Consider the following 26,724-nt stretch of genomic DNA (forward strand, 5'->3'; position numbering starts at 1 on the left):
CCGGGTCGACGTCGGTGTTCAGCCGGGAATCGTGATCCGACCCTCGATCGCGGCGGCGGCGATGTCGGTGCGGTGCTGCGAGCCAGCCAACTCCACCCCGTCCACCAGCGCGTACGCGGCGTCCCGCGCTGCAGCCAGGTCGGCGCCGGTGGCCGTACCGCAAAGGACCCGGCCGCCAGCGGACAGCAACGCGCCGTCGCTGGCCCGGCGGGCGGTGCCCGCGTGGATGATGCCCGGACGGTCCGCACCGGTGATCACGTCGCCGGTGCGCGGCGCGGCCGGATAACCGGCCGAGGCGAGCACCACTGTCACGGCGCTGCCGTCCCGCCACCGCAGCGGCGGGTGCTCGGCCAACGAGCCGGTGGCCGCCGCGTGCAGCAGCCCACCCAGCGGGGTCTCCAGCAACGCGAGCACCACCTGGGTCTCCGGGTCACCGAAGCGCGCGTTGAACTCGATCACCCGAGGGCCGGCGGCGGTGATCGCGAGCCCGACGTAGAGCAGGCCGGCGAACGGGGTACCCCGGCGACGCATCTCCGCGAGCGTCGGGTGGACCACATCCCGCATCACGTCGTCGACCAGGCCGGACGGGGTCCAGGCCAGCGGCGCGTACGCCCCCATGCCACCCGTGTTCGGCCCGGTGTCGCCGTCGCCGAGCCGCTTGAAGTCCTGTGCCGGCACCAGCGGCAACGCCGCCTCGCCGTCGGTGACCACGAAGAGGCTGACCTCCGGGCCGTCGAGGAACTCCTCGACCACGACACGCCCACACTCGTTGGCGTGCGCCAACGCGGCGGCCCGGTCGTCGGTCACCACCACGCCCTTGCCGGCGGCGAGCCCGTCGTCCTTCACCACGTACGGCGCGCCGAACTCGTCCAGCGCCCGAGCGGTGCTCTCCTCGTCCGTGCAGACGTACGCCCGGGCGGTCGGCACACCGGCGGCGGTCATCACGTCCTTGGCGAACGCCTTGGAGCCCTCCAGCTGCGCGGCCGCACCGGATGGACCGAACACGGCGATGCCCTTGGCGCGTACCGCATCGGCGACCCCGGCGACCAGTGGCGCCTCGGGCCCGACCACCACCAGGTCAGCCGCCATCTCCACGGCCAACGCCGCCACCGCGGCCGGATCTGTCGGAGTGACCGCCCGCAGCTCAGCCACGCTGGCGATCCCCGGATTACCCGGCGCCGCAATCAGCGCGGAAACACCCGAATCCGCCACCAGGCCGAGCGCAAGCGCGTGCTCCCGCCCGCCACCACCCACCAAAAGAACCCGCACGCCCGAGATCCTACTGTCCCCCTTCACCTCACCGTTGATCATGAGGTTGACGGACCATCTGGTGATCCAATGGCCAGTCAACCTCATGATCAACGGGAACGAAGGGTTGCGATCGCTTGGTGGACCGTGTGGGGGATGTAGGTGGGGTGGAGGGTGTCCTGCCAGGTGAAGCGGAGGACGGTCCAGCCGGCGTTGACCAGGCGGTTCTGGCGGCGGCGGTCGGCGTACGCGGCCTCCGGGGTGCCATGCGCGTCTCGGCCGTCCGCTTCGGCGATCAGCTTTGGGCCGCGCCAGCCCAGGTCGCCAATGCCGAGCAGGTAGCCGTCATCGTCGCGCACCTCCAACTGCAGCGCGTCCGGCGGAACTCCCCCGTCAACGCATCGAAGTCGAGAGCGAGTCTCCAGTGGCGACTGCGCCCGGCCATCCGCCTCAGCGAGATAGCCGCGTGCTGCGACCGCACCACGTCGGCCTCGAATCAGCGCTGGAATGGTTGCCAGACATTCGGGCGTGAGCAGCCCTCGATTGATGGCGGAATCGAGCACCGAGACCGCCGCGTACCGACACTCCCGCAGGATGATTTCGGAAACAGTCAGGCGTGGCTCCGTAGCCGCGATCCCGTTCACCTGCACCACCGCGCCCAGAGGGCGTTCGAGTTGGTGCAGCACGATTGCGGGATCCGACACCCGCGCCATCTTTGCGGCCCTGCCCGGCAGCCCCACATGGATCTCGTCCTGGCGCGGCAGTCCGGCGATGCCGTACAACTCAGCCGCGGTGCCGAACACCGCATGAGCCGCCGGGCCCAGCGAGAGAACGGCAGCACGGATGCGACACCGACGAGCAGGTGGGTCACCGTTCGGGCCGCGCGTCAGATAGACCGATCGAGCAAGTGCTCGCCAACGACCAGCAGCTACCAGATGGTCGATTTCGTGCCGGCTGAAGCCGGCCCTCAGCGCCTGCGCTCGGGTGATCAGGTCATCCTGGTCGGCAGCAACCGAGCGAACAAACCTTGCGCGATCCACAAAGCCCACGCTGACCGCTCAACCACCCAACCACCACCCCTGTGGATAACCCTGTGGACAACGGTGCCCACCCTCTCAGCGATCATGGGGTTAACGGGACTTTTGTAGATCGAATAGCCCGTTAACCCCATGATCACCGCAGTGAGCGGTGGGGTTAGGGGAGGAGGGGGTGGAGGACTACGTTTTCTTCTCGGCCTGGGCCTACGCCTACGACACTCACCCTCGTGTTGCAGAGTTCTTCGACCCTCGCGATGTAGCGGCGGGCGTTCTCCGGGAGGTCGTCGATGGTGCGGGCCTTGGTGATGTCCTCCCACCAGCCGTCGAGTTCCTCGAAGACGGGCTTGGCGTGGTGGAAGTCCGTCTGGCTCATCGGCATGTCGTCGACCCGGACGCCGTTGATCTCGTAGCCGACGCAGATCGGCACCTTGGGCAGGCCGGTGAGCACGTCCAGCTTGGTGATGACCAGGTCGGTGACGCCGTTGAGGCGGCAGGCGTACCGGGCGACGACCGCGTCGAACCACCCGCACCGGCGCTCCCGCCCGGTGGTGGTGCCGTACTCCGCGCCGATCTTGCGCAGGTGGTCACCGTTGGCGTCGAACAGCTCGGTCGGGAACGGCCCGGCACCCACCCGGGTGGTGTACGCCTTGCTCACCGCGATGACCTTGTTGATCGCGGTCGGCGGGATGCCCGCGCCGACGCAGGCGCCACCGGCGGTCGGGTTGGACGAGGTCACGAAGGGGTAGGTGCCGTGGTCCATGTCGAGCATGGTGGCCTGGGCGCCTTCCAGCAGCACCGTCTCGCCCCGGTCCAGGGCGTCCCAGAGCATCGCCCGGGTCTCCGCGATGTACGGCTTGAGCCGCTCCGCGTACGCCAGGTACTCCTCGACGGTCGCCTCGAGGTCGATCGCCTTGCGGTTGTAGACCTTGAACAGGATCTGGTTCTTCTCGCGCAGCGCGAGTTCCAGCTTCTTGCGCAGGATGCCCGGGTCGAGCAGGTCCTGGAGGCGGATGCCGATCCGGGCGACCTTGTCGCCGTACGCCGGGCCGATGCCACGGCCGGTGGTGCCGATCCGGGACGAGCCGAGGTAGCGCTCGATGACCCGGTCCAGCGCCCGGTGGTGCGGCATGATCAGGTGCGCGTCGCCGGAGATCCGCAGCCGGGACACGTCGACGCCGCGCTCCGCCAGGCCGTCGATCTCGGCGAGCAGCACCTTCGGGTCGACCACCACACCGTTGCCGATGACGATCATCGCGTTCGGCGAGAGCGCGCCGGACGGCATGAGGTGCAGCGCGTACTTCTGACCGTCCGGGGTGATCACCGTGTGCCCGGCGTTGTTGCCGCCGGAGTAGCGCACGACGTAGTCGACCCGCTCACCCAGCAGGTCGGTAACCTTGCCCTTGCCCTCGTCGCCCCACTGAGCGCCGATGAGCACGATCGCTGGCATCTTTTCCGCCTCCAGAAGGCTCGGGTGCCAGGTGGCGACCGCTCGGCGAGCCCGGGGTGTCAGGTTAACAAGTAGTGACGGCGTGGCCGGCAGGGGTCGCGCCGAGAGGCAGGAGGCTCCTTCCGTGTACGACGTGGTGCTGCTCACCCTCGGTTCGGAGCGGGACGCTCCCGGGGGCTGTGGCAGCGGCGGGGCCTGCTGCGGCGGCGCGACCGGGGCCGACACCGCTCCGACGAGCCAGACCGACACCGGCCACGCCAACACCGACCAGGCCAACAGCGACCAGACCGGCACCGGCCAGGCCAGCACCGACACCGGGCAGTGCGCGACGGAGCGGCCACGGGTGCCGGTGCTGGCGTGCGCCGACGCGCTGAACGCCCGGGGCGCCCGGGTGGAGACGGTCACCGCCCGCTCCGACGCCGAGATCGACGCGGTGTTGGCCCGGCTCGACGGCCCGGCCCGCCCGGACGGCCTCACCTGGCCGGACCCGGACAGCAAGACCCGGCTGGTCGTCGCCACGGCCAGCGACGGGCAGTTGCGCGCCGTGCTGCGCCGGCTGGTCAAGCGGTACGCCCCGGCGCCGAGCAAGCGCCCGGCGGATCTGCCCGGCAACCGGACCCTGCCCGACCTGCCGCCGGTGGCCGTACTCCCGCTCGACCCGGCCCGTGGCGGCACCCACCGGGACCTGGCCGCGCAGCTCGGGCTGCCCCGTGACCCGGCGGCGGTGGCCGCCGCGGTGCTGGACGGCACGCCGCGCCGGCTGGACCTGCTGCGCAACGACGGCGGCTCGGTGACCCTGGACGGCGCGCTCCTCGGCGCGGCCGACGACGCCGGCCGGCCGCTGCACTGGCGCGCCCGGGTGGAGGTCGACGACACCATCCTCACCGACGGTGCGGAACCGCTGCTGGCCTGCGCGGTCGGCAACGCCGGCGGGTACGCGACGCTCAACGACGTGACGCTGCTGACCGCGCCGGACCCGGCCGACGGCCAGGTCGAGGTCGCGGTGGCAGTGCCGGTGGTCGTCCGCTCGGCGTGGGGGCGCAAGCGGGTACGCCTCGAAGTTCGGCGGGCCCGTGGGCGGGCGGTGTCGGTGCTGCCCAGGGAGGGCAAGGTGCCGTACCTCGACGATGGTGTCGAGGGCGAGTTGACCCGTAAGCGTTCCTGGTGGGTCGAGCCGGGCGCCTGGGCGGTCTGGTCGATCTGACCTCGCCGCACCGACCGGCCGACCTGCCTGCGCCGATCGGCCCTGTTGGGCGATTGGGCCTATCCTCGCAGGAGGACTGGGGAGGGCCGTAATGGACGAGAACGCCGACCGGGCGCAGGTGCCCGGCCAGCAGCCGGTGCCGGAGCGGGACGTCGAACCACTCTGGCCGCCGGATCCGGGCGACCGGGGCGCGGTGCCGCCGTGGGCTGCGGTCGCCGAGCAGCGGGGTGCGCCGTCGCCGGTCACGCATCCGGTCACGCCACCGGTGGCTGCGCCGCCGATCGGGCGACCGCCGGTTCCCGGCCAGCCCGGCGTTGCGGCCCAGTCGCCGCCCTCGCCGTCGGACTACCCGTCGCTCAGCGGCGCCGTCCCGGCGCCCGGGGGGTGGGGGGCCAGCGGCCCGTCCGGCGTCGGGTCGGGTTGGGCGCCGGCGCAGCCGAGTTGGCCGCCGCCGACCGACCCGGCCGCTGCGTCACCGCCGCCCGCTCCGCCAGCGACCGGTGCCCAGCCGACGCCGCCGTCGACCGGCCCGGGCGGTGTGGACCTGAACCTGCCGTTCACCCTGGACCACCCGACCGCCGCCGCCGACCGCCCCGCCGCAGCGGCACCCGCCGACCGCCCCGCCACGGCCGCAGCAAGCGACCGGCCCATCCCGGCGGCCACCGCGTCCGCCGCGAGCCCGAACGCCACCGACAGCCCGAACACCGTCGACAGCCCGCGCGTCGCCGACAGCCCGACGGCCGCCGGCCCCGCGCCGGCAGATCCCTCGGCCGCAGCCCTCGCGGCGGCCGGGCCGGCATCGCAACCTGGCGGGACCGCGCCGCAGGTTGGCGGGCCAACACCACAGACTGGCCGGCCGACGCCACAGGTTGGTGGGCCGGCACCGCAGGCCGGTGGGACCGCGCCGCAGGTTGGCGGGCCGACACCGCAGCCCGGCCAGCCGGCACCACAGCCCGGTGGGCCCGGTGCGGACGGGTCCCCCGACGGGCCGGCGCGGCCGATTGCCGAGTCGCCGTGGGCGTACCCGCCGCAACGCCCGGCCGGAACGACCGCGCCCGCCCAGGAAGAGGCCGGCGGGACGCCTCCGATTCCGCCTCCGCCGGTCGTCCCGCACGCCGGTCCCGGGCAGGCACACCCCGGGCAGCCGTTCATCCCCGGCCAGGCCGGTCCGGCGCAGATTCCACCGCCGCCCGACGTGACGCAGTTCAGCAACCCGCCGCACGGCCTTGCCGCACCGCAGCAATCTCCTGGACAGGCCGGGCCGGGGACCCCACCGCCCGGGCCGTTCCCGCCCTCCCCGGGTTGGTACCCACCGCCCTGGCAGCAGGGCTCGCCCGGGGGCACGCCCGGGCAGCCGTACCAGGAGGCCGACGGGGTGACCCGGGTACCGGCCCCCGCGTACCCGGACGCGGCCGCATACCCGGACGCGAGCTGGACACCGGACACCACCGCCGCACCGACCGCCGAGGACTTCGCCCGACGCCGCCAGGTTCGACCCGCCGATCCGGTGGCGACAATGGGTGTACGCGCGGTGGTCAACAAGATGGGCCTGCTCCGCCTCTCTCCGGGGAGGCACGAGCAGGAGCTCAAGCGGGACATCGAGATGGTGCGCCGCAACTTCGGCGGTCTGCGGCAGGTGACAGTCGTCAACCCGAAGGGCGGCGCCGGTAAGACGGTGGCCATCCTGCTGCTCGCGATGACGTTCGGTCAGAAGCGCGGCGGCTACGTGCTGGCCTGGGACAACAACGAGACCCAGGGCACCCTCGGGATGCGCGCCCAGCAGGACTTCCACGCCCGCACGGTGCGGGACATGCTGCGTGACCTCGGGCAGTTTCAGGGTGCGCACGGGCGGGTCGGCGACCTGTCGCAGTACGTCCGCTCGCAGGGTGAGGGGATGTTCGACGTCCTGGCCTCGGACGAGTCGGCCACCGGTGGCGAGATGTTGACGGCTGCCGCGTTCGCCGAGATCCGTGAGGTGGTCAGCCGGTTCTACAAGTTGATCTTCGTGGACACCGGGAACAACGTCCGGGCGCAGAACTGGCAGGCGTCGATGGACGCCACCGACCAGTTGGTGGTCACCATGTCGGCCCGTAACGACTCCGCCGAGACCGCCGCCCGGATGCTCGACCACCTGGAGCAGAGCGGCCGGCAACGGCTGGTCCGTCAGGCCGTGACCGTGGTGTCGATGCCGCCGTCCCGCAAGGAGATCGACCTGCCGGCCATCCAGGAGCACTTCGCGGCCCGCACCCGGGCGGTGCTGCTGGCCCCGTACGAGCGGCTCATCGACAGTGGCGAGCCGATCCGGTACGGCGGGCTCTCCTCGGCCACCCGGGACGCCTGGCTGAAGATCGCCGCGGCAGTCGCCGAAGGGTTGTAACCAGCCGACGGCCGGCCCGATGTCGGGCCGGCCGTCGGGGCGGGGTCAGTTGCTCGCCAGCGCGTCCGCCGCTTCCGGGTCGCAGTCGCGCAGGAACTGGGCACAGCGGGCCGCCTCGTCGGCCTCGCCGATCTCGTCTGCGGCGCGGGACAGCACGTAGAGGCAGCGGAGGAAGCCCTGGTTGGGCTCGTGTGACCACGGCACCGGGCCGTGCCCCTTCCAACCACTGCGGCGAAGCTGGTCGAGGCCTCGGTGGTAACCGGTGCGGGCGTACGCGTACGCCGTCACCACCTGGCCCTGCGCGAACGCACGCGCCGCGAGCTCAGCCCAGGCAGCGCTGTAGGTCGGGAAGCCGGCCGCCACGTTGGCGTACGCCTCATCGGTGCCGGCCTCGTCGGCGGCGGCCAGGGCGGCGTCGGCCTCGTCGTTCACGGGCAGGCGGGTGGCCGGTGGCTCTGGCAAAAGGTTCTGCATCGCCCCATTCAACCCGCTGGACAGGGCGACACGCGAGCGGGTCGGCCGACGTGTCCCGCTGAACGGCTGAGGAGTTGGTCACGCCTGCGGCCTATGCCGCTGCCTGGTGTTTTCCACTACAACTAATGGTCCGGAGCCTCCCCAGGAACCGGTTATGCAGGAGCCCGGTGGCCACGACCATCGGGCTCCTGTCGGTTCCACCCCTGGCCCGAGGTTTGACCGGCCCCGGCGGAGGGGCAGGATGGCCCGGTGCCGACCCCACCTCCCGCGGACGTCATCGAGCCGCACCTGCACGCCGGTGAGATCCAGACCCGCGCCGAGTTCGACCAACAGCTGGCCGCCGGCCGGCTGGCCGGGCTGACCGTGCAGGGCCTGCGGCTCGACCTCGCGCCGGTGCCCGACCTGACCGGCGTCGACGTCGCCGGCACCCTCTTCGTCGGTTGCCGGTTCGCGTCCCGGGACGTCGGCGCCGACCTGGTCCGGCGCGGCGCGAACGTGGTGCCGCCGTTCTCCGGGCTGCCGTACCCGACCCAGCCGACGCACCTCTACACCCCGGACGACCTGGCCGCCGGGTTCGCCGAGGGCGGGTTCACCGGGATGTACGACACCAGGGTGTACGACCACTACCGGGCCCACGGCGGCGCGTTGCCGGACGTCAAGGAGGCGCTGGGTCAGCGGTTGCACGACCACGGCGTGGACAACGCGTTGGCCGACGCCGCCCGGGTCTGGCTGAACGCGTACGGGCCGCAGTCGGTGGTGGGCATCATGGGCGGGCACGCGGTGCGGCGCGGCAGTCCCGCGTACCGGATGGCGGCCGTGCTGGGTTGGGAGCTGGCGCGGGCCGACCGGCTGGTGGTGACCGGCGGCGGCCCGGGTGTGATGGAGGCCGCGAACCTCGGCGCCTACCTGGCGGACCGCCCGGCGACCGATGTGACGGCCGCGATCGACCTGCTGGCCACCGCCCCCGACTTCACCGACCACCACCGGTACACGGCCACGGCGCTGACGGTCCGGCAGCGGTACGCGGGGGTGCCCCGGCAGCGCGGCGACGACCTGGGCTGGGCGCGTGCGGGTGGTCTGGCCATTCCGACCTGGCTGTACGGACACGAGCCGGCGAACCTGTTCGCCGGGCGGATCGCGAAGTACTTCTCGAACGCGATCCGGGAGGACACCATCCTGCGCCTCGCCCGGGGCGGCATCGTCTTCGCGCCGGGGCGGGCGGGCACTGTGCAGGAGGTGTTCCAGGCGGCCACCAAGACCTACTACGGCACCGACGGCGCCAGTGGGGCGTACATCTTCCTGGACCGCGCCTACTGGACCGTCGAGCTGCCGGTGGAGGCGCTGTTGCGTCCGCTGCTGGCCGCGTCCCCGTTCGGTGACCTGTCGTCGACGATCCACCTCACCGACGACGTTCGTGAGGCGGTACGCCTGCTGACGACCTGACGACGGCGGCCGACTCCCCGTGCGGGGAGCCGGCCGTCGGGTGGGACGTCGTTACTTGGTCATCGTGGTGCCGGTCGAGCGCAGGTGCTCGCAGGCCTCGACGACCCGGGCGGCCAGACCGGCCTCGGCGGCCTTGCCCCAGGCGCGCGGGTCGTACTGCTTCTTGTTGCCGACCTCGCCGTCGATCTTCAGCACGCCGTCGTAGTTGCGGAGCATGTGGTCCACGACGGGGCGGGTGAAGGCGTACTGGGTGTCGGTGTCGATGTTCATCTTCACCACGCCGTAGTCCAGAGCCTCGCGGATCTCGCTCAGCAGGGAGCCCGAGCCGCCGTGGAAGACCAGGCTGAGCGGCTTGTCCTTGCCGTACTTGGCGCCGACGGCGTCCTGGATCTGCTTGAGGATCTCCGGACGGAGCTTGACGTTGCCCGGCTTGTAGACGCCGTGCACGTTGCCGAAGGTCAGCGCCGCCATGTAGCGGCCCTTCTCGCCGAGGCCGAGCGCCTCGACCATGGCCAGGCCGTCATCGGTGGTGGTGTAGAGCTTGTCGTTGATGGCGTTCTCGACGCCGTCCTCCTCGCCACCGACGACACCGACCTCGATCTCAAGGACGATCTTGGCCTTGGCGGCCTCGTCGAGCAGCTGCGCGGCGATCTGAAGGTTCTCCGCGACCGGCACGGCCGAGCCGTCCCACATGTGCGACTGGTACAGCGGCTCCTCGCCGCGCTTCACCCGCTCCTGCGAGATGCCCATCAGCGGACGCACGAACCCGTCCAGCTTGTCCTTCGGGCAGTGGTCGGTGTGCAGGGCGATGTTCACCGAGTACTTCTTGGCGACCTCGTGCGCGTACGCGGCGAACGCCACGGCGCCGGTGACCATGTCCTTGATCGAGGGGCCGGAGAGGTATTCGGCGCCACCGGTGGAGACCTGGATGATGCCGTCGCTCTCCGCGTCGGCGAAGCCCTTGAGCGCCGCGTTCAGCGTCTGGGAGGAGGTCACGTTGATCGCGGGGTACGCGTACCGGCCAGCCTTGGCGCGGTCCAGCATCTCCGCGTAAGCCTCGGGGGAAGCGATGGGCATGTGATGCGCTCCTTACTTACCACTCTCGGCCTGCTGGCCGCTGTTCTTCATTTGTGCGCCGGACCGCGCTGTCCTCCGCCCGGAAGTATCCCGTAGGTGAGGTGCGCCGGAACAACCGACCCGGGTGCTAGCCGTTCACCGGCGGTCCAGGTTGTCCGGCACGATGACGCTGATCAACCAGGTCACCACTGTCATCACGATGGCTCCCCAGAACGCCGGCCAGAATCCGTCCACCTGGAACGGCAGGTCGAGCCCGCTGGCGATCCGATCGGTGAGCAGGAACAGCAACGCGTTGACCACCAGCGCGAACAGGCCCAGGGTCAGCAGGTAGAACACACAACCGACGACCCGGATCACCGGCTTGAGCACCGCGTTGATCACGCCGAAGATCAGGGCCACCACGATCAGGGTGAGGACGGTGTTGCCACCCGAACGACCATGCACGTCGACCCCGGGAACGATCAGCGTGGTTATCCACAACGCGACAGCGGTGATCGCCAGTCTGATGAGGAAGCCCACGGCACCATCCTGGCACCGGGTCGCGTCGCCGAGGGCTGATTCCGCCTACTCCGCTTCCGGGCGGCGCGCCGGCCCAACCCGTACGGTGGGTGGGAACCGTGCCCCGAGACCCCCGGGAGGGACGATGGGTCAGCCCGACGAGGACTTCACCCCCGGCGACCACCTCACGCCCAACGAACGCGACCCCGAGGCGGACCCGGCCGACGCGGTCGAGCAGGCCACTGTCGCCGGCCCGGCCGACGTCGACAGTGAGCCGCACCGCGGCCTGGAGGTCGACGACTGGGACGCGATGGAGCAGGCCCGGGTGGTCACCGGGGACGAGGACGACTACCGCTGATTCCGTAGCGAGGTCGGCTGCCCGTTGCGACAGGGGTGTTCAGCCGTTCGGGTCATTAGACGAATATCGATCCGGAAGGGGTTACCGGAGGAGTCTGGCGTCCCTAGGTTGGACGAGCGCCACCTGTACCCCCACGGGAGGACCCCATGCTCAAGCACTCGTTCCGCTGGCTGACCGGGCTCGGCGTCGCTGGCGCGTTGATCGCCGCCTCCGCCACCCCCGCCGTCGCCGCACCCACGATCGAGCCCTACTTCCAGGACGCCACACTGGCCATCGGCTCGGAGGCGCCCATCCGCGGCCTGTTGTTGCACGCCGACGAGCCGACGGTCCTCACCGACGTCTCCGTGCGGTACGACTACCGCTCCCTGGCCACCAAGATCACTGTGACTCCCGCCGACGGCCAGAAGTGCACAGCGCCGGAGCCGGGCGTTCTCGTCTGCACGGAGCCCTCGGATGTCGTCCTGTACGAGATGCCGCCGCTCGGCAGCGGGATCTACCGCAACGGGGCCAAGCGGGTGCACCTCGGCCTCACCGACGATGCGCAGCTCGGCGACTCCGGCGACGTCGCGGTCAGCTTCCAGGCGGCCGGCGGGCGGCGCGGCAGCTACACCTCACGGGTCCGGGTCGGCGAGGGGGTCGACCTGGCCGGCGGACCGTACACCAGCCTCTCCGCGAAGCCGGGTGGAAAGTTCACCGTTCCGCTGGCCGTGGCCAACGCCGGCGACAAGGTCGTCAACGGATTCGTCGCGGTCTTCGACCTCCCCTACTCGATCCGCACCAAGGACCGGTTCAGCAACTGCCGTTACGCCGACGACCACCTGGTCTCCTGCCAGTTCGACGAGGACATCCCGGTGGGCACCGGACTCGTCGCCACGCTGAACCTCGAACTCGCCAAGGACACCTACGCGCCGGCCAACCACGTCGGCTACGCCCAGTTCATGACCACTGCCGACTTCGAGGACCTGACCCGGGTGCGGACGGCCGTCGGCGCACGAGCGGCCACCCCCGGCAGCGGCCCGAAACTGACTCTGGCCGAGGCACCCAGCAGGGTGCGGAAGGCCGCCCAGACCGACATCGGCCCGGGTAACGACTACACCGGGTGGACCATCAAGGCCACCGGCAAGAACGGCACCGACCTCGCGGCGATCGGCGCCACGCTCAAGGGCACGGCCGGCGCCGTCGTCACGGCGACAGTCGGCTTCCAGAACAACGGCCCGGCGACGCTCGACGGAACGAACGGAGACTTCGAGGCCGCCACCCACACCGACGTCGAGCTACCGCCGGGCACCACCGCCGTCGAGGTCCCCGACAACTGCTGGTTGCGGCAGGACACCACCCGCACGTACCTGTGCGCCTCGGAGATGCTCCTGGTGGCCGGACAGACCTACACCATGAAGTTCCGGCTGCGTATCGACAAGGTCATCCCCAACGCCCGGGGTGCGGTGCGGGTCAACGCGCCGTGCGAGTGCCCCTCCGGCGGCGGCTTCAAGGACGACATCAAACCGGCCAACGACAAGGCCACCATCGTGGTCAACGCGGCCCAGGGCGGCGGTGGCCAAGGCGACGGTGATGGCGACGGTGGCGGTGGCGGTGGCGGTTCGCTGCCCATCACCGGCGCCCCCACCACAGTGATCGCCGGCATCGGCGCCCTGCTGCTCGTCACCGGTGCGGGCTGCTACCTGCTCGCCCGACGCCAGAGCGGCCGCTTCACCGCCTGACCCACCCCGACCCGACGACGCCCCGCCGCCCCGGTACGGGGCGGCGGGGCGTCGTCGTGATGCCCTCGTCCGTCACCGGACGGGATTGACCTGCTCCGGGTGCTGCGCCACCCACTGCGCCAACCGATCCTCGCGCAGCGCGGCAAGGAACTCCGGGCCCTGCTTCGGGTCCAGCGGCAGCCGCGAAGCATTGCCTCCCGGGGGTCCGACCGGCAGGCTGAGCCCCACCGGGTCGACGCTCTTCAGCTCGGGCAGCACCGCCACCAGCCTGGTCAGCGGCAGACCGTCGTCGTCGACCGCCAGACCCTTGCCGGCGGCCGACAGCAGCGCGGTGAGCCGTACCGGATTGGTCAGCACGTCCTGGGCGACCGCCCGCCGGACCAGCCCGGCGACGTAGCGCTGGGCGTTACGGTCCCGGTCCAACGTGCCGTCGGGCAGATAGCGCCGTTGCCGCAGCAAATCGACTGAGGCAGCTCCGTCGAGCACCTGACAGCCGGCCGGGAAGGTCCGGCGGGTGTGCCAGGACCGAACCTCCGTCGGTAGGCACACCTCCACCCCGTCGACCGCCTCGGTGATCCGGCGCAGCCCGGCGAAGGTCAGCACCGCGCCGGCGTCGACGCGTACCCCGGTCAGGTCGGCGACCACCCGGCGGGTCAGGTCGTAGCCGGCGTCCAGGTCGGGCCGGGGCTCGCCGGCACCGCTGTAGAACGCGCTGTTGAGCTTCTCGACCCCCCGGCCGGGGATCGAGACCTCAAGGTCGCGCGGCAACGAGATGAGGTACGGCCGGCTCCGGTCGGCCGGGACGTGCACCAGCAGGACGGAGTCCGCCAACCGGTACGACGGTTGCTCGCCGAAGCCGTCCACCCCGAGCAGCAGGACGTTCAGCGCCCCGGACTGCGCGCCAGCCGGTTGACCGGACAACGACGGGCCCTCCGCCGGCCGATCGGGGCCCAGTTGCGGCACCCCGACTCCGAGCGCGGCGAGCAGGGCGAGCGTGACGCCGGCGGCCTGGAACCGCTGCCGACGGCGACGGCGGACAGCGGCGATCCGGTCGATCGCGACCCGCAGCGGGCCGGTCGACGGGGTCAACGTTTCGTGCCGGGCGAACACGGCACGCAGGTCATCCTCGATCATGTTCACGCCTCCACGTACTCGGCCCGGAGCGTGGCCAGGGCCCGGGAGATGGACGAACGGACGGTCCCGACGGCACAGCCGAGAATGTCGGCGATCTCGACGTCGGGCAGGTCCTCGTAGTAGCGCAGCACCAGAGCGGCCCGCTGCCGACGCGGCAGCCGAGACAGCCAGGACCAGACCTGGTCCCGGTCCACGGCGGACTGGGCATGGTCGGTGGGGACCGGCACCGACGCGTCGGGCTCCCCGCGCAACAGAACCCGGCGCACCCACGAGCCGCGCCGCCAGTCGACGAACTGGTTGGTGAGCATCCGGCGTACGTAACGCTCGGGCGAGTCCGCTCGGGCGACCCGACGCCAGTTGAGCTGGACCCGGACCATGGTCTCCTGAACCAGATCCTGGGCCTGGTGTGGTTCGCCGGTCAGCATCACCGCGTACCGCAGTAGCGGGGCCAGCCGCGTGTCCGCGAACTCCTCGTACGTCACTGCACCTCCCGGGGCTCCTGCCTCAGATGACGGAAGCGGACCGACCGAACATTGCGGTGACTCTGATCAACCTTTTGGTTCGTCTTGCCCAGCGGGCGGCTTTGAGGGCTGCAGTCAGCCTTAGGGATTCCTTAAGATCCGCAGGCTCCACCTGATCCCCCAACTGGAGGAACCCCCCTCATGCTCACCCACTCCACCCGGCGTTGGCTCGCCGGACTGGGCGTAGCAGGCGCGTTCGTCGCTGCCTCCGCCAGTCCGGCCGTCGCCGCTCCCGCGGCCGAGTTCGACCTGTACTTCGAGGACGTCACCGTCGCCGCCGATTCAGCTGGCGTCGTTCGGTCGCCGTCCGTGTACAGCGGCGAGTCCGCAGTGCTCAATGAGGTCTCGGTCCGCTACGACTACAGCAGCCTCGCCGGCAAGGTCACGCTGGCGGGCGAGAGCGGTAACGACTGCGCCGCCGACGGCGAGAGCGTCCTCCTCTGCCGCGAGGTTGCCCCGGTCACCGTCGACGAGATGTTCGGCGGCTTCCTCAGAGAGGTCGTCATCGCGCCGACCGACAAGGCGGCGAAGGGCGACACCGGCGAGCTGAAGATCAGCCTCAAGCTCGCCGGCAAGGAGGCCGCCAGCTACGCCTCCCAGGTCCGGGTCGGCGAGGGCGTCGACCTGCAAGGCGGGCCGGACACCACTGTGACGGCGGCACCCGGCGGCAAGTTCCAGGCGCCGGTGACGGTGTTCAACGCTGGCACGACCGAGGTCGATGGTGTCGTGGCCATGTTCGACACCGATTACGGCATCCGGACCAAGGAGCGGTTCGACAACTGCCTCTACGCCGATGACTTCCTCTTCGCCTGCGAGTTCGATGAGAAGATCCCGGCTTCCGGGGGCGCGACGGCGACGTTCAACTACGAACTGGCCACCGACACCTACGCGCCAGGTCGCGAGAACAGCTACGCCTGGTTCATGACCCCTGCCGACTTCGAGGATCTCCTCGGGATCCGCAAGGAGGCCGGTGCGCAAGAGGCCCGCCGCGGCACCGGCAAGACGCTGTCGCTGAAGGCGGTCTCCGCCGCTCGCGCGGCCCGTGCCGTGCAGACCGACACCGACCCCAGCAACAACTTCAGCGGGCTCCGGGTCGACGTCACCGGCAAGAACGGGGCCGACCTGGAAGCCGTTGGTGCCACGCTCAACGGCAAGAAGGGTGCCGAGCTGACCGCCGCGCTCGGTTTCCGCAACAACGGTCCGGCAACGCTGGACTACCTGCGGACCGAGGCCGACGTCACCTTCGTCGACGTGACGGTGCCGGCCGGCACCACCGCCGTCGAGGTGCCGATGGAGTGCGCCCCGCGGATCGGCAGTGACGTTGAGTGGCCGGAGGCGGGCACCCCCGGTGCCGGCGAGTACCGCTGCTACCCGGGCCCGTTCGCGCCGGCCGGCGAGACTCTGACCGGTGAGTTCACGTTCCGGATCGACAAGGTCATCGCCAACGCCACCGGCACGGTCAAGGTCAACGTGCCGTGCGAGTGCGAGGGCGGCTTCTACGACGATCTGAAGCCCGCCAACGACGTCGCCAAGATCCTGGTCAACGTGGCCGGCGGCACGGGCGGTGGCGACGGTGACGGTGACGGCGGTTCGCTGCCGATCACCGGTCAGTCCACCGGCCTGATCGCCGGCCTCGGCGCGCTGCTGCTCGCCGCGGGCGTCGGCGGCTACCTGGTGGCCAAGCGCCGCCGGACCCGCTTCGTCGCCTGACCCACCCCGCACCACCGGTGCCCCGTCGACCACCACGGTCGGCGGGGCACCGTCCTTGGCCCTCACGGCGCGGGCGGGTGGTGACGGGCCGGTCCGGCGCGGCCGGGGCCTCGGGCTTCGGTACCCTTTGTGGCCGTGGACACAGCTGAGAAGACCCGCGCTCTCGTGGAGAGCGTCGCCCTGAACCCGCTCGATCCCAAGGATCTGTTGCAGACCTTCGGGCTGATCGGCGTGTGGGTGATCCTCTTCGCCGAGACCGGCCTGCTGGTGGGCTTCTTCTTCCCGGGCGACTCGCTGCTGTTCCTCGCCGGGGTCGCCTCGTCACCGGTGGCGGACGCGATCTTCGGCGACGGCACCCGCCTCTCCCTCGCCGGCCTGCTGATCGGTGGGCCGATCTGCGCGATCATCGGCGCCCAGCTGGGGCACTGGCTCGGCGCGCGGTACGGCCGGCCGATGTTCGAGCGGCCGAACTCCCGGCTCTTCAAGAAGGAGTACGTGGAGAAGGCCGAGTACTACTTCCAGAAGTTCGGCCCGGCGAAGGCCGTCGTGCTGGCGCGCTTCATTCCGATCGTCCGGACGTTCCTCAACCCGGTCGCGGGCGCGCTCGGCATGCCGGCCAAGAAGTTCCTGCTCTGGAACATCGTCGGCGCGGTGCTCTGGGTGGACGGCATCCTGCTGATCGGCTATCTGCTGGCCGAGCAGATCTACCAGGCCATCGGCGACAAGATCGACCACTACATCCTGCCGGTGGTGGCCCTGATCATTCTGATCTCGGTGCTGCCGATCTTCTTCGAGTTCCTGCGTGACCGGCGGGCTCGTAAGCGCGGCGAGGCGGTCGCGGTGGTAGCGGCGGCCAGTGCCGCAGGCGCCGTGGAGGCGGCCCGTGAGGCGTTCGACCACGACGGGCACCAGCACGGCCGTCAGCGCCCGGAGCACGGTCAGGATCGTTGAGCGGTACGACGACGGCCGGCCCCCTGGTGAGGGGGTCGGCCGTCGGCATGTCGGACCCGGCCTCCGGTGGTGCGACCGGGGACGAGCAGGTGTCAACCACCGGTGGCGCCACCCCTGGCTCGCCACCGGACGCCGCCCCGGCTCGGGACGGCGGGTAGTGCCTACGTCAGCGGGCCTTCTTGGTGGCCCGCTTACGCGGCGGGGTCAGCAGGTCGGCGATCGTCGCGATCGCACTCGGGACCAGGCTGTAGTACGCCCAGACACCGCGCTTCTCCCGCTGCAACAAGCCAGCCTCGGTGAGGATGCGCAGGTGATGACTGACCGTCGGCTGAGAGAGGCCGAGCGGCGCCGTCAGGTCACAGACGCACGCCTCGCCCTCGGGGGCCGACTGGATCAGGCTGAGCAGCCGCAACCGAGCAGGATCAGCAAGGGCCTTGAGGACCCCGGCGAGACGCTCGGCATCGGCACGTTCGATCGGCTCGCCGTTTAGCGGCGAGATCTGAGGCATAGTCATTTCGGCCAACGCAGTTCCCACGTATTCCATCCTTCCACCAGCAGCATCGATCCGCCTGCATATCAGCAGATCCGAATCGGCAGACTTTTACGCCACAAGGCCGAGGTCAGCCAACGTATAGGCCGCCCGGTACGGCAATCCGGCGGCTCGCACCGCGTCGCCGGCGCCTCGATCAACAATAACCACCACGCCCACGACTTCCGCCCCGGCCTCGCGAAGCGCCTCGACAGCGGTCAAAACACTTCCGCCCGTCGTGGATGTGTCCTCCACCGCCAACACTCGACGGCCAGCCACCTCCGGTCCCTCGATCCGCCGCTGAAGACCGTGGGCCTTGCCCGCCTTGCGCACCACAAAGGCGTCCAGGGCCCGGCCGGTCGGAGCGGCGGCGTGCAGCATCGAGAGCGCCACAGGATCCGCGCCCAGGGTGAGGCCCCCAACGGCGTCGAACTCCCAGTCGGCGGTGAGGTCGAGCAACACCCGGCCGACCAGAGGAGCGGCCCGGTGATGGAGCGTGACGCGCCGCAGATCCACGTACCAGTCTGCCTCGCGCCCCGACGAGAGCACGACCCGGCCGTGGACCACAGCCAGGTCGGTAATGAATTTACGCAGGTCGTCGTGGTCCCCCATGGCGATAGAGGTTACTGCGCAACTCTGAACGCCGCGTGTGGGGTCCACCCTGATCAGCCCCGAGGGGAACCGATGACTGGCGATGTTCGACTACGCTCAGCAACTGGCTCGACAGCGGCGTGCCAACGCCGTCCGACCATCAGCTCGGTGTCGGCGGGCCGGTCGAAGCTCAGCGCTCGTCGCGACCGATCCGGCCGCGGGTGTCCCGAGCGACCGCCTGGAGCAGCCGCCGTGGCGCGTGTCGCATGCCGGCGACGACCACCTTGTACTTCCACGCCGGGATGCTGACCATCTTGCCTTTGCCCAGGTCACGCAGGGCTTCGTCCACCACATCCTCGGCCCGCAGCCACAGCCACTCCGGCGTCTTGGACATGTTGATGCCGGCTCGCTGGTGGAATTCGGTGCGGGTGTAGCCGGGGCAGAGGGCCATCACCTGAACGCCGAACGGCCGCGCCGACTGGCCGACGGACTCACTGAAGTTGGTGACCCACGCCTTGCTGGCGGAGTACGTCGATCCGGGCATGGCCGTACCGAAACCGGCGACCGAAGAGACATTTATCACTGCCCCATTTCGCCGTTCAGTCATCGGTCGGAGCGCCGCCAGGGTCAGCCGCATGACCGCGTGAACGTTGAGTCGCAACAGTCGCGCCTCGTCCTCCGCCGTGGAGCGCAGGAACGGTTTGTTCAGGCTGATCCCCGCATTGTTGACCAACAGGTGCACCGGGCTGCCGTCGGCGAGCCGCTGCTCCACGGTGGCGCAGCCGTCGTCGGTGGACAGATCCGCTGAGATCGTCTCCACCTCGCGTCCGTACGTGGAACCCAGCTCGGTGGCCAGCTCGGTCAGCCGCGCCGCGTCGCGGGCAACGAGCACCAGGTGCCAGCCGTCGGCGGCCAGCCGCCGCGTGAACGCCGCGCCGATGCCGGCGGTGGCCCCGGTGATCAGGGCCCGGCGCTCGGCAGTCGTGGGGTCGAGCGTCACGGAGTGGTCCTCACCTGGGCGGGTACGGGGGCGTGTGCGGCGCCGACGGGGGCTGGTGCGGGGCGGGCAGGAACATGGGCGGTGCGGTTGGCGCCGTCGAGCGGTGGCGGCCGAACCAGCCGTTCGCCGCCGGCAGCGCCAGCAGCGTAGCTACTACAAGGTAACCGAGCGCCTGTGCGACGGAAAGCCCGGCGTTGAGCGGAATCCACCAGGACGGGTACGCGTCGCCGATCAGACCCAGCAACTCGGCGAGAGCCTGCTCGCCGGAGCCCAGTTGCAGTGGTGCGGCCCGTTCGCCGACGACCACCGCCACGCTGCAACAGCCGGCGAGCAGGCCGAGCCCACTGACCACCCAGGTCGCCACCCGGACACCGTTGCGACCGGCCAGCAGCCCGAGGGCCAGGCCGGCGAGCAGTGGTGCGGAGAGCACCGCCACCACCGCCGACAGCACAGCGGACGCGCGGAGCAGAGTCACCACGTCGTCGATCTGCTCCGGGCTCGCCGAGGTGTCGCGGGCGGCGGAGCGGAACTCGTCGACAGTCCCGCCCAGCACCACCAGGTCGACCACTGCGTACGCGAGCGCGCCGACCGCCATCACCAACAGCACTGTCGCGGCCGACAGGACGGCGGCGGGCCGGCGGGCCGGTGCCGATTCCGGGTACGACACGACGAATCCCTCCGGTAGGCGTCGGGTTGCAACCTACTCGGAGGGATCGTCGGCGTCGTGCTTATCGAGCCGTCAGTTGGTAGGCGGCGGGGTTAACCCGGGCCGATCCGTGGGCGGCGTGTCGTCCGGCCGGTCCGCTGCCGGTGGCGGCGGGTAGCTCGGCTCCCCACTCGACGGATAACCCGGCTCACCCGACGCCTGCGGGTAGCCCGGCTGACCCGGCGCCTGCGGACCGGGGTAGCTGGCGCCCGGGGTCGGCGGCTCCCAGCCCGCGGTCTGCTTGCGGAAGAACGGGTTGGCCTTCGGCAGCGCCAGCAGGACCAGCGCCGTGATCAGCGCGATCAGGCTGAGCACGCCGAGCAGGAGGCTGACCGGGGTGACCCAGGAGGGCAGGGCCTCCTCCAGGCGGCGCTGGATCTCCTCGGGGCTCGGCCCGTTGGCGGTATTCCCGCCACCGGTGTTGAAACCGCCGGCCGCGTTGCTGAGCAGGCCACCGCCCACGCAGCAGACCATGATGCCGCCGACGATCCAGGTGGTGATCCGGGCGCCGTTGCGGCCCTGGTTGTTGAACAGGGCCAGCACGCCCAGCACGACCGCGAGCAGCAGCAGGACGATGCTCCCGCCGATGCCGACGACGGCGAAGACGTCGGCCACCTGCTCACCGTCGGTGGCGGTGCCGGCGTACGCCTCGCGGAGCGCGTCCCGCGTCTTGCCGAAGGTGCTGAGCGTGATGATCAGACTGATCACCTGGAGTGCCAGGAACAGGAAGAGCAGGTAACTGGAAATCGACACAATGGATGGCCGCTGACGGGCCGGCGTGCTCTGGGAATCGACCACGATTCTCCTTCCCTAAGATCGCGCCCACACCGTATCGACAACCGGCCAGTTCGGCATGCCGTGACGAGCGCGGCGCGTCCACCCGGTCCGGCTCAGCGGGCCTCAGGCACGGGGCGGACGGATCGTCAGGTCGGCGGGGTCGAGCAGGTCACCGCGGGCGACCCGCCAACCCTCTTCGCCGTACGCCTCGAAGGAGAGCCGCGCGGCACCACCGGACTGGTAGTCGTGGTAGCGCATCGTCCCGGTCGACGGCAGCTCGGTCTCCCCGGTGGCGGTGTAACGCGCCTGCCCGGTCTCGGCCCAGGTGTAGCGCCGCCCGCCGAGTTCGATGGTCGGGGCGCCCGGGGTGACGGTGGCGCCCGGTTCGGCGGTCCAGAACACCAGCTCGAGTTCGGGGCCGTCCTCCACGGAGAGCCGGTGGCGGGTGCCGGAGTCGTCGTCGAGGAGGTGCTGCACCCAACTCCAGTCGCCCTCGACCAGACGGATCGTGGCGCTCACCGCGTACTCCCGCTCGCGGATCCGCACGCGGTCGCCCGGGGTCAGGCGGAGCGGGCCGTCGCGCGGCGGCTCCGCCGGCTGGCCGTCGGGCCGACCCGTCGGCTGCCGGCGGGCCCGCACGACGACCACTACCACCGCGAGTACGGCAACAGCCGCCACCAGGCACGTCACCAGCGCGTCCACCCGACCACCTCCCCAGGTACGTCGGCGCAGACGGTAACAACCTTCGGCACCAGGAAGGCCCGCGCTGTGGCCCACAGCTCAGCTAGCGACTGTGGTCGGGTGCGTCCTCCGGAGGTGCCGCCGGGGGTCCGGTCGGCCCTGGTGAGGTGCCCGGCGCGCTCGGTGGCAGGTGCGCGGCCGGGTCGGGGCAGATCAGGTAGCCGGGTGGGAGCGGCTGGTTCGGCGGCAGGAAACCCGGCACGAGCGGAGCTGTCGGATATCCGTAACCGGTCGGGGCGTAGGTGGGGACGGGCATCACCCAGGCCGGGCCGGGCAGCGCCTCGTTCGCGGTACGCGGCACGAACCAGCGGTTCGCCGGCGGCAGCGCCAGCAGCAGGACCACGGCTGCGGAGAGGGCCAGGACGGCGAGCACACCCAGCCCTGCCGTGGAGAGGAGCAGATCGTCCCAGGGATCGGTGCCGGCGTAGAGCGTGTCGAAGAACGTCGAGGTCTCCCACTCTTCGTCCCAGTCCGGTGGCGGCTCGTCCCCGATCTCCGGCATGGTCAGCAGCGGCACGAGAAACCCGCCGGAACAGCACTGCGCCAAGCAGACCAGCAACTGCGCGCCACTGGCCACGAAGACCAGGATCCGCGCGACGTTGGCGCCCCGCCGGACCGGGCCGGCCGTGGCCGCCAACCAGACCGCGAGCAACACCGCCGGCACGCCGAGGATCAGCGTCATCGCGACGTTGCCCCGCCGCTCGCCAGCCACCTCGTCCGGGTCGGCGTCCGGCACCAGTCGTACCGCACGGTCGATCTGGCCGTCGAAGTGCACCGCCTCGGCCACCGTCAGCGCGGCCAGGGCGAGCAGCACCAGCACCACCGCCAGTTGCAGCCAGAACGCGATGGTCACGGTGGCCGGGCGAGGCGGACGCGGCGCGGCGACGGGCGGGCTCATGGCTCGCAACGTACGGCGCGGCGTCGGCGACCGGCAGAACCAATCGGGCAGCACCGACCGGCGAATGGATCATGCTGCGGCGAGCCGCCGACTGGCGTACGTGCCAAGGGTTTCCCGGTCCATGACGCAGCCGACGAAGGTGGTGAACTCGCTCGGATCGTCCCGCAGCGACGTCCAGGCCGCTCGGGCCGCCTCCGGGTCGACCCGCTCCAGCAGCGTGGCGGCGTACGCCCGGCCGGCGGGTGTGCCGTCGGCCAGCACCCGGTCGAGCTGGCGGCGTACCTCCTCGGGGTGGTCGGTGAGGGCGGCCTCGACCCGGTGGTACGCCTCGGTCACCGGCAACAGCGTGCCCGCGATCCCCACCCCACCGAAGGCGAGCGTGTCAGCCGCCACCAACTCGTCGACGGCGGCGCCCAATTCGCGCTCCCAAGCCTTCCGCATCCCAAACATGCCTCCACCCTTTCCCCGTTCGCCCCCACTCCACCCCGTTAATCACGAGGTTTGCGCCATGAGCGGACACTTCCCTGACACAGCCGCCTCGTTCAGGCGCCAGGTGGTGGCGGTCAGTAGCCGCGCCACTCGGTGCGGGCGTAGTCGAGGACCCTCGGTTGCAGGAGGGTGCTGGGGGGCACGTTCAGGCGGGCGCGGTCGGGGGGAAAGGCCGCCGCCGCCCGCAGCACGCCCGGGTCGAGGAAACGCAGGCGGGGCGCGTCGGCCGGCAGTTCCAGCACCGGCGGGACGGTTCCCGCCGTGGCGAGCAGGAACCCCCAGTCGCCGAAGGACGGCACGTCGACGTGGTACGGCACTGTGGCGAAGCCGGCCTCCCGCACCGACGCGTCGATCGACCAGTAGGAGCGGGGCGCGAAGTACGGCGAGCCGGACTGCACCACAAGCCGTCCCTGCTCGGCGAGCACCGACCTGATGAGCGCGTAGAACTCGACCGTGTAGAGCTTGGCGGTGGCCGTCTCGTCCGGGTCGGGCAGGTCGGCGACCACCACGTCGAAGCGCTCGGCGGCCGTACGCAGCCAGCCGAACGCGTCGGTGTTCAGCACCCGCACCCGGGGGTCGCCGAGCGAGCCGCCGTTGAGCTCCCGCAGCTGCGGCACCGTGCTGGCCAGCGCCACCACCGCCGGGTCGAGGTCGACCACCGTCACCCGGCGGACGTCCGGGTACCGCAGGATCTCCCGGACGGCGAGGCCGTCGCCGGCACCGAGAACCAGGACGTCGCCGCGCGGGCCGCGCATCGCCGGATGCACCAGCGCCTCGTGGTAGCGGTACTCGTCGACCGAGCTGAACTGAAGATCACCGTTGAGGAACAACCGCAGGTCGGTGTCGGCGTGGCCGACCTCCCGCACCGACCGGGTCAGCACGATCTCCTGGTAACGGGAGCGTTCGGCGTACACGACGGGGTCCCGGTAGAGCTGCTGCCGGGCGGTCACCTCGAAGTCGGCGGCGGTCACCCAGGCGTACCCCAGGCAGAGCGCGACCACGACAGAGCCGGCGCCGAGGACGAGCCGGGCGCGGCGGCTCAGCTCCCTCCGGAACACCGTGCAGACCAGGGCGAGACCGGCCACCGCGTTCACCGCGCCGACCACCAGGGCACCCTTGAGCTGGCCGAAGACGGGGATCAACAGGAACGGGAACGCGAGCCCGCCGAGCAGCGCGCCGACGTAGTCGGCGGCGAACAGGTCCGCCACCGCACTGCCGGCAGCCTGCTCGCGGATGCGCTGCAGCATCACCATCAGCAGCGGAATCTCCGCGCCGATCAGCAGGCCCAGCACGAAGGCGGTGCCGACCAGCGCCGGGCCGTACAGGTCGAGCCAGGCGAAGGCGGCGTAGAGGCCGAGCACGGACAGACCACCGAGCAGGGCCAGGGCCAGCTCGATCACCGCGAACGCGGCGGCGGCCCGGGGCTGCAACGGCTTCGCGACCAGCGCGCCGACCCCCATCGCGAAGACCATCACGCCGAGCACGATCGACGCCTGCCCGACGGTGTCGCCGATCAGGTAGCTGCCCAGCGCGACGAGGGCCAGCTCGTAGACCAGCCCGCAGGCGGCGCAGACGAAGACCGCTACCAGCACCGCCGCCCGGGCCAGCCGCCAGTGCGGCCGGGCCTCGGTGCCGCCGTCGACCACCGGCGGCGCCCCGGTGCTCATGACTGCCCCGGGTACGGCCGGCCGGCACCGCCCGGTCGCGGTCCCCCGGTCATCAGAGGATCGCGGCGGCGATGATCGCGCCGGTGGCCAGGTGCACCACTGCCGACACCCACACGGCGGGGTGCGGCTCCGGGTCGACCAGCAGCTCCCCGAGCCGGCCCGGGGTCACCGCGTCGAGCAGCAGGAACGCGGCGGCCATGATGACCAGGCCGACGATCCCGTACGCCGCCGCACCGACCAGCCCCAGGGCGAGGTCGTCGTCGCTGGCGACGATCGCCGCGACCACGATGGTGCCGACGCCGAGCAGGTTGGACGCGAGCAGCAGCGCCGCGTTGCGGTTGCGCTCGGTCCAGATCAGTTCGTGCAGCTTGCCGGGAGTGGTCAGGTCGACCAGCCCGTAGCCGACGCCCATGAGGACGACGCCGACCGCGCCGAAGGCGAGGGTGGCCAGCAGATCGGTGACGAGGTTCTGCACGGAGGGCTCCAGGTGAAGGGGTCGGGCGTCGGGCTACTTGCCGGCGCCGGGGCCGCCGCCCCGCACGCTGCTGCCGCGTCCCCAGCCCCAGTACGACCCGACGGTCGAGTGGTAGCGGGGGTGAGCGGTGTCCATGTCTTCGAGCAGGATCACCGAGCCGGCGGCGATCGGCAGGATCACCACCGAGTCGTCGTCGTAGCGCAGGTAGACGCCGCTGCCGTCGGCGTACCGGTCGGACGGCTTCCACGCGTCGGTCAGTTCCTTGGCGACGGTGGTCGGTGACTTGGACGAGGTGTACGCGGTCGCTTCCCGGCCGATGTCCCGGCTGGCCGCTCGCGAGTACCTGTCCTGCACGTAGGCGCGCGGGGAGAAGGTGCCGTTGACGAGCGCGAAGGTCGCGACCAGCGCGCCGACCACGGCCGCTGCCGCGCCCACAACGAACCAGCGTCGGTACGTCATCGCAGTGCCACCACCGTCTCGGTCAGGACCAGCTCGTTGGTCTGCGGGTACGCGTGCCAGGTACGCCAGCCGACCGACAGGTGCGGCAGGTCGGTGCGCACGGCCAGCGCGGTGACCGCGTCCGGGTCACCGGGAAAGACTCCGACCAGGGCGTACGGGTCGTCGGCCAGGTCGGCGCGGAGCCCGGCGATCCGGGTGTGCAACTCACCGTCGGCGGGGCGTAGCACGCTGGCGGTGAAGCGGTATCCGCCTGCCTCGTCGTGCAGGGTGCCGGGCAGGTGCGGCGGCCGACCAGGAAGGCAGGCGACCGTCTCGGTGAGTTCGGCCGCGCCGCCGGGTTCGGCCAGAACTACCTGGTGGGACGCGCCCAGCAGGCGCAGCCGTAGCCGGACGTCCCCGGGCAGCGTGAGGTCGCGGACGTGCAACGCGGGCCGCTCCGGGCCGCCGAGCGCCAGGCTCAGGTCGGCGGCGCAGGTGTCGACGTATGGGGTGTGGAGGGTCACCAACACGTCAGCTGGCCTCCGGACCGGCCTGCGGGTACACCATCACGTCGGCGCGGTGCAACTGCTCGCCCCGGGCGACCTCCCAGCCAGCCTGGCCGTACGCCTCGAAGGAGAGCCGTTCGCCGCCCTGGGCCCGGTAGTCGTGGTATCGAAGGGTGCCACTGGGGTCGAGGCCGGTGCTGCCGGTGGCAGTGAAGCGGGCCTGACCGGACTCTTCCAGGGCGTAGCGGCGGCCGGCGAAGTCGAGGGTGGACGCGCCCGGGGTGATCGTGGCGGCCGGCTCGGCGGTCCAGAGCACCAGCTCCAGGTCCGGGTCCTCCTCCACGGAGAGCCAGCGCTTGTCGCCCTCGACCGTGTCCAGCAGGTGCTCGGCCCAGCTCCAGCCGCCCTCGTTCAGATGCACCGAGCCCCGGACCGCGTACGACACCCGGCGGATCTCGACGATGTCGCCGGGCTTGAGCCTGCGCGGGTCGCCGCGGAGCGCGTCGCTGTCGGTGTCCCGGAACGGGTCTGCGGGTGCGGCCGGCCGGGCGGCCTTGCGGCCCTTGCGCACCGCCACCACCGCCACCACGACCCCGGCGACTCCGATCAGACACCCCAGCGTCGTCACCAGGTACGCCACTGGACCGTTCATGCCGACCACCTCCCCAAGTGCGTCGGCGGGAACGGTAACAACCCCGCGCACCTGGAGA

General features: G+C 71.2%; 28 protein-coding genes. 7 read left to right on the forward strand and 21 right to left on the reverse strand.

Annotated features, from left to right (window positions below):
- Positions 1-18 precede the first annotated feature (18 nt).
- From purD to OG598_RS26245, 3 genes are all read right to left on the reverse strand, one after another.
- The gene (gene purD, locus OG598_RS26235) at positions 19-1,269 is read right to left on the reverse strand and encodes a phosphoribosylamine--glycine ligase (RefSeq protein WP_328651513.1); all 1,251 of its coding nucleotides are present in this window, start codon (positions 1,267-1,269) and stop codon (positions 19-21) included.
- Positions 1,270-1,358: 89 nt separating this feature from the next.
- Positions 1,359-2,297 (reverse strand): type IV toxin-antitoxin system AbiEi family antitoxin domain-containing protein, encoded by a 939-nt coding sequence (locus OG598_RS26240; RefSeq protein ID WP_328651514.1) that lies wholly within the window; start codon positions 2,295-2,297, stop codon positions 1,359-1,361.
- A gap of 145 nt (positions 2,298-2,442) precedes the next feature.
- Positions 2,443-3,732, reverse strand: a complete 1,290-nt coding sequence (locus tag OG598_RS26245; protein ID WP_210782949.1) for an adenylosuccinate synthase — start codon at positions 3,730-3,732, stop codon at positions 2,443-2,445.
- A gap of 124 nt (positions 3,733-3,856) precedes the next feature.
- On the opposite strand from OG598_RS26245, the gene OG598_RS26250 reads away from it, so the two are divergent.
- Both OG598_RS26250 and OG598_RS26255 read left to right on the forward strand, forming a co-directional pair.
- Positions 3,857-4,936: a diacylglycerol kinase family protein gene (locus tag OG598_RS26250; RefSeq protein WP_328651515.1), complete on the forward strand. Its 1,080-nt coding sequence runs from the start codon at positions 3,857-3,859 to the stop codon at positions 4,934-4,936.
- A 91-nt stretch (positions 4,937-5,027) separates the two neighbouring features.
- Complete coding sequence (locus tag OG598_RS26255) at positions 5,028-7,313, forward strand: MinD/ParA family ATP-binding protein (protein ID WP_328651516.1); 2,286 nt, start codon at positions 5,028-5,030, stop codon at positions 7,311-7,313.
- A gap of 45 nt (positions 7,314-7,358) precedes the next feature.
- On the opposite strand, the gene OG598_RS26260 is transcribed toward OG598_RS26255, so the two are convergent.
- Entirely contained in the window at positions 7,359-7,787 is a 429-nt protein-coding gene (locus OG598_RS26260; RefSeq protein ID WP_112586150.1) for a DUF3151 domain-containing protein, read from the reverse strand.
- A 249-nt stretch (positions 7,788-8,036) separates the two neighbouring features.
- On the opposite strand from OG598_RS26260, the gene OG598_RS26265 reads away from it, so the two are divergent.
- Positions 8,037-9,230 carry an LOG family protein gene (locus OG598_RS26265; protein ID WP_328651517.1) on the forward strand — a complete coding sequence of 398 codons (1,194 nt, stop codon included), beginning with the start codon at positions 8,037-8,039 and terminating at the stop codon, positions 9,228-9,230.
- A gap of 51 nt (positions 9,231-9,281) precedes the next feature.
- On the opposite strand, the gene fbaA is transcribed toward OG598_RS26265, so the two are convergent.
- Positions 9,282-10,307, reverse strand: a complete 1,026-nt coding sequence (gene fbaA, locus OG598_RS26270; RefSeq protein ID WP_124853722.1) for a class II fructose-bisphosphate aldolase — start codon at positions 10,305-10,307, stop codon at positions 9,282-9,284.
- 135 nt (positions 10,308-10,442) lie between these two features.
- Positions 10,443-10,826: a phage holin family protein gene (locus OG598_RS26275; RefSeq protein WP_238677616.1), complete on the reverse strand. Its 384-nt coding sequence runs from the start codon at positions 10,824-10,826 to the stop codon at positions 10,443-10,445.
- A 124-nt stretch (positions 10,827-10,950) separates the two neighbouring features.
- On the opposite strand from OG598_RS26275, the gene OG598_RS26280 reads away from it, so the two are divergent.
- Together OG598_RS26280 and OG598_RS26285 are read left to right on the forward strand one after the other, a co-directional pair.
- Positions 10,951-11,163: a hypothetical protein gene (locus OG598_RS26280; RefSeq protein ID WP_328651518.1), complete on the forward strand. Its 213-nt coding sequence runs from the start codon at positions 10,951-10,953 to the stop codon at positions 11,161-11,163.
- Between the two features lie 146 nt (positions 11,164-11,309).
- Positions 11,310-12,881 (forward strand): LPXTG cell wall anchor domain-containing protein, encoded by a 1,572-nt coding sequence (locus OG598_RS26285; protein ID WP_328651519.1) that lies wholly within the window; start codon positions 11,310-11,312, stop codon positions 12,879-12,881.
- Positions 12,882-12,953: 72 nt separating this feature from the next.
- On the opposite strand, the gene OG598_RS26290 is transcribed toward OG598_RS26285, so the two are convergent.
- Both OG598_RS26290 and OG598_RS26295 read right to left on the reverse strand, forming a co-directional pair.
- Positions 12,954-14,015: an LCP family protein gene (locus OG598_RS26290; RefSeq protein WP_328651520.1), complete on the reverse strand. Its 1,062-nt coding sequence runs from the start codon at positions 14,013-14,015 to the stop codon at positions 12,954-12,956.
- Between the two features lie 2 nt (positions 14,016-14,017).
- On the reverse strand, positions 14,018-14,497 hold the full coding sequence (locus tag OG598_RS26295) for a SigE family RNA polymerase sigma factor (protein ID WP_328651521.1): 480 nt from the start codon (positions 14,495-14,497) through the stop codon (positions 14,018-14,020).
- Positions 14,498-14,677: 180 nt separating this feature from the next.
- On the opposite strand from OG598_RS26295, the gene OG598_RS26300 reads away from it, so the two are divergent.
- Positions 14,678-16,246 (forward strand): LPXTG cell wall anchor domain-containing protein, encoded by a 1,569-nt coding sequence (locus tag OG598_RS26300; protein ID WP_328651522.1) that lies wholly within the window; start codon positions 14,678-14,680, stop codon positions 16,244-16,246.
- Between the two features lie 129 nt (positions 16,247-16,375).
- Positions 16,376-17,197, forward strand: coding sequence for a DedA family protein (locus tag OG598_RS26305; protein WP_328651523.1), 822 nt, complete (start codon positions 16,376-16,378; stop codon positions 17,195-17,197).
- A 166-nt stretch (positions 17,198-17,363) separates the two neighbouring features.
- On the opposite strand, the gene OG598_RS26310 is transcribed toward OG598_RS26305, so the two are convergent.
- From OG598_RS26310 to OG598_RS26370, 13 genes are all read right to left on the reverse strand, one after another.
- Positions 17,364-17,741, reverse strand: a complete 378-nt coding sequence (locus tag OG598_RS26310; RefSeq protein ID WP_030332125.1) for an ArsR/SmtB family transcription factor — start codon at positions 17,739-17,741, stop codon at positions 17,364-17,366.
- A gap of 57 nt (positions 17,742-17,798) precedes the next feature.
- Positions 17,799-18,338 carry an orotate phosphoribosyltransferase gene (gene pyrE, locus OG598_RS26315; RefSeq protein ID WP_112586136.1) on the reverse strand — a complete coding sequence of 180 codons (540 nt, stop codon included), beginning with the start codon at positions 18,336-18,338 and terminating at the stop codon, positions 17,799-17,801.
- Between the two features lie 169 nt (positions 18,339-18,507).
- Positions 18,508-19,317, reverse strand: coding sequence for an SDR family NAD(P)-dependent oxidoreductase (locus OG598_RS26320; RefSeq protein WP_328651524.1), 810 nt, complete (start codon positions 19,315-19,317; stop codon positions 18,508-18,510).
- Positions 19,318-19,327: 10 nt separating this feature from the next.
- Entirely contained in the window at positions 19,328-19,984 is a 657-nt protein-coding gene (locus OG598_RS26325; protein WP_328651525.1) for a hypothetical protein, read from the reverse strand.
- A 72-nt stretch (positions 19,985-20,056) separates the two neighbouring features.
- Complete coding sequence (locus OG598_RS26330) at positions 20,057-20,821, reverse strand: hypothetical protein (protein WP_328651526.1); 765 nt, start codon at positions 20,819-20,821, stop codon at positions 20,057-20,059.
- Between the two features lie 102 nt (positions 20,822-20,923).
- The gene (locus tag OG598_RS26335) at positions 20,924-21,502 is read right to left on the reverse strand and encodes a DUF4178 domain-containing protein (protein ID WP_328651527.1); all 579 of its coding nucleotides are present in this window, start codon (positions 21,500-21,502) and stop codon (positions 20,924-20,926) included.
- Positions 21,503-21,584: 82 nt separating this feature from the next.
- The gene (locus OG598_RS26340) at positions 21,585-22,439 is read right to left on the reverse strand and encodes a hypothetical protein (RefSeq protein ID WP_328651528.1); all 855 of its coding nucleotides are present in this window, start codon (positions 22,437-22,439) and stop codon (positions 21,585-21,587) included.
- A gap of 69 nt (positions 22,440-22,508) precedes the next feature.
- On the reverse strand, positions 22,509-22,880 hold the full coding sequence (locus OG598_RS26345) for a hypothetical protein (RefSeq protein WP_328651529.1): 372 nt from the start codon (positions 22,878-22,880) through the stop codon (positions 22,509-22,511).
- A gap of 122 nt (positions 22,881-23,002) precedes the next feature.
- Positions 23,003-24,595 (reverse strand): polyamine aminopropyltransferase, encoded by a 1,593-nt coding sequence (locus OG598_RS26350; RefSeq protein ID WP_328651530.1) that lies wholly within the window; start codon positions 24,593-24,595, stop codon positions 23,003-23,005.
- 52 nt (positions 24,596-24,647) lie between these two features.
- The gene (locus tag OG598_RS26355) at positions 24,648-25,070 is read right to left on the reverse strand and encodes a DUF350 domain-containing protein (RefSeq protein WP_124815985.1); all 423 of its coding nucleotides are present in this window, start codon (positions 25,068-25,070) and stop codon (positions 24,648-24,650) included.
- A gap of 33 nt (positions 25,071-25,103) precedes the next feature.
- On the reverse strand, positions 25,104-25,529 hold the full coding sequence (locus OG598_RS26360) for a DUF4247 domain-containing protein (RefSeq protein WP_328651531.1): 426 nt from the start codon (positions 25,527-25,529) through the stop codon (positions 25,104-25,106).
- The gene (locus OG598_RS26365) at positions 25,526-26,038 is read right to left on the reverse strand and encodes a DUF2617 family protein (protein ID WP_328651532.1); all 513 of its coding nucleotides are present in this window, start codon (positions 26,036-26,038) and stop codon (positions 25,526-25,528) included. The genes OG598_RS26360 and OG598_RS26365 overlap by 4 nt, the downstream gene beginning before the upstream one ends.
- A 1-nt stretch (position 26,039) precedes the next feature.
- On the reverse strand, positions 26,040-26,666 hold the full coding sequence (locus tag OG598_RS26370) for a DUF4178 domain-containing protein (protein WP_328651533.1): 627 nt from the start codon (positions 26,664-26,666) through the stop codon (positions 26,040-26,042).
- Positions 26,667-26,724: the final 58 nt, after the last annotated feature.

Source organism: Micromonospora sp. NBC_00330 (assembly GCF_036136635.1).
Taxonomy (GTDB): Bacteria; Actinomycetota; Actinomycetes; order Mycobacteriales; family Micromonosporaceae; genus Micromonospora; species Micromonospora salmantinae.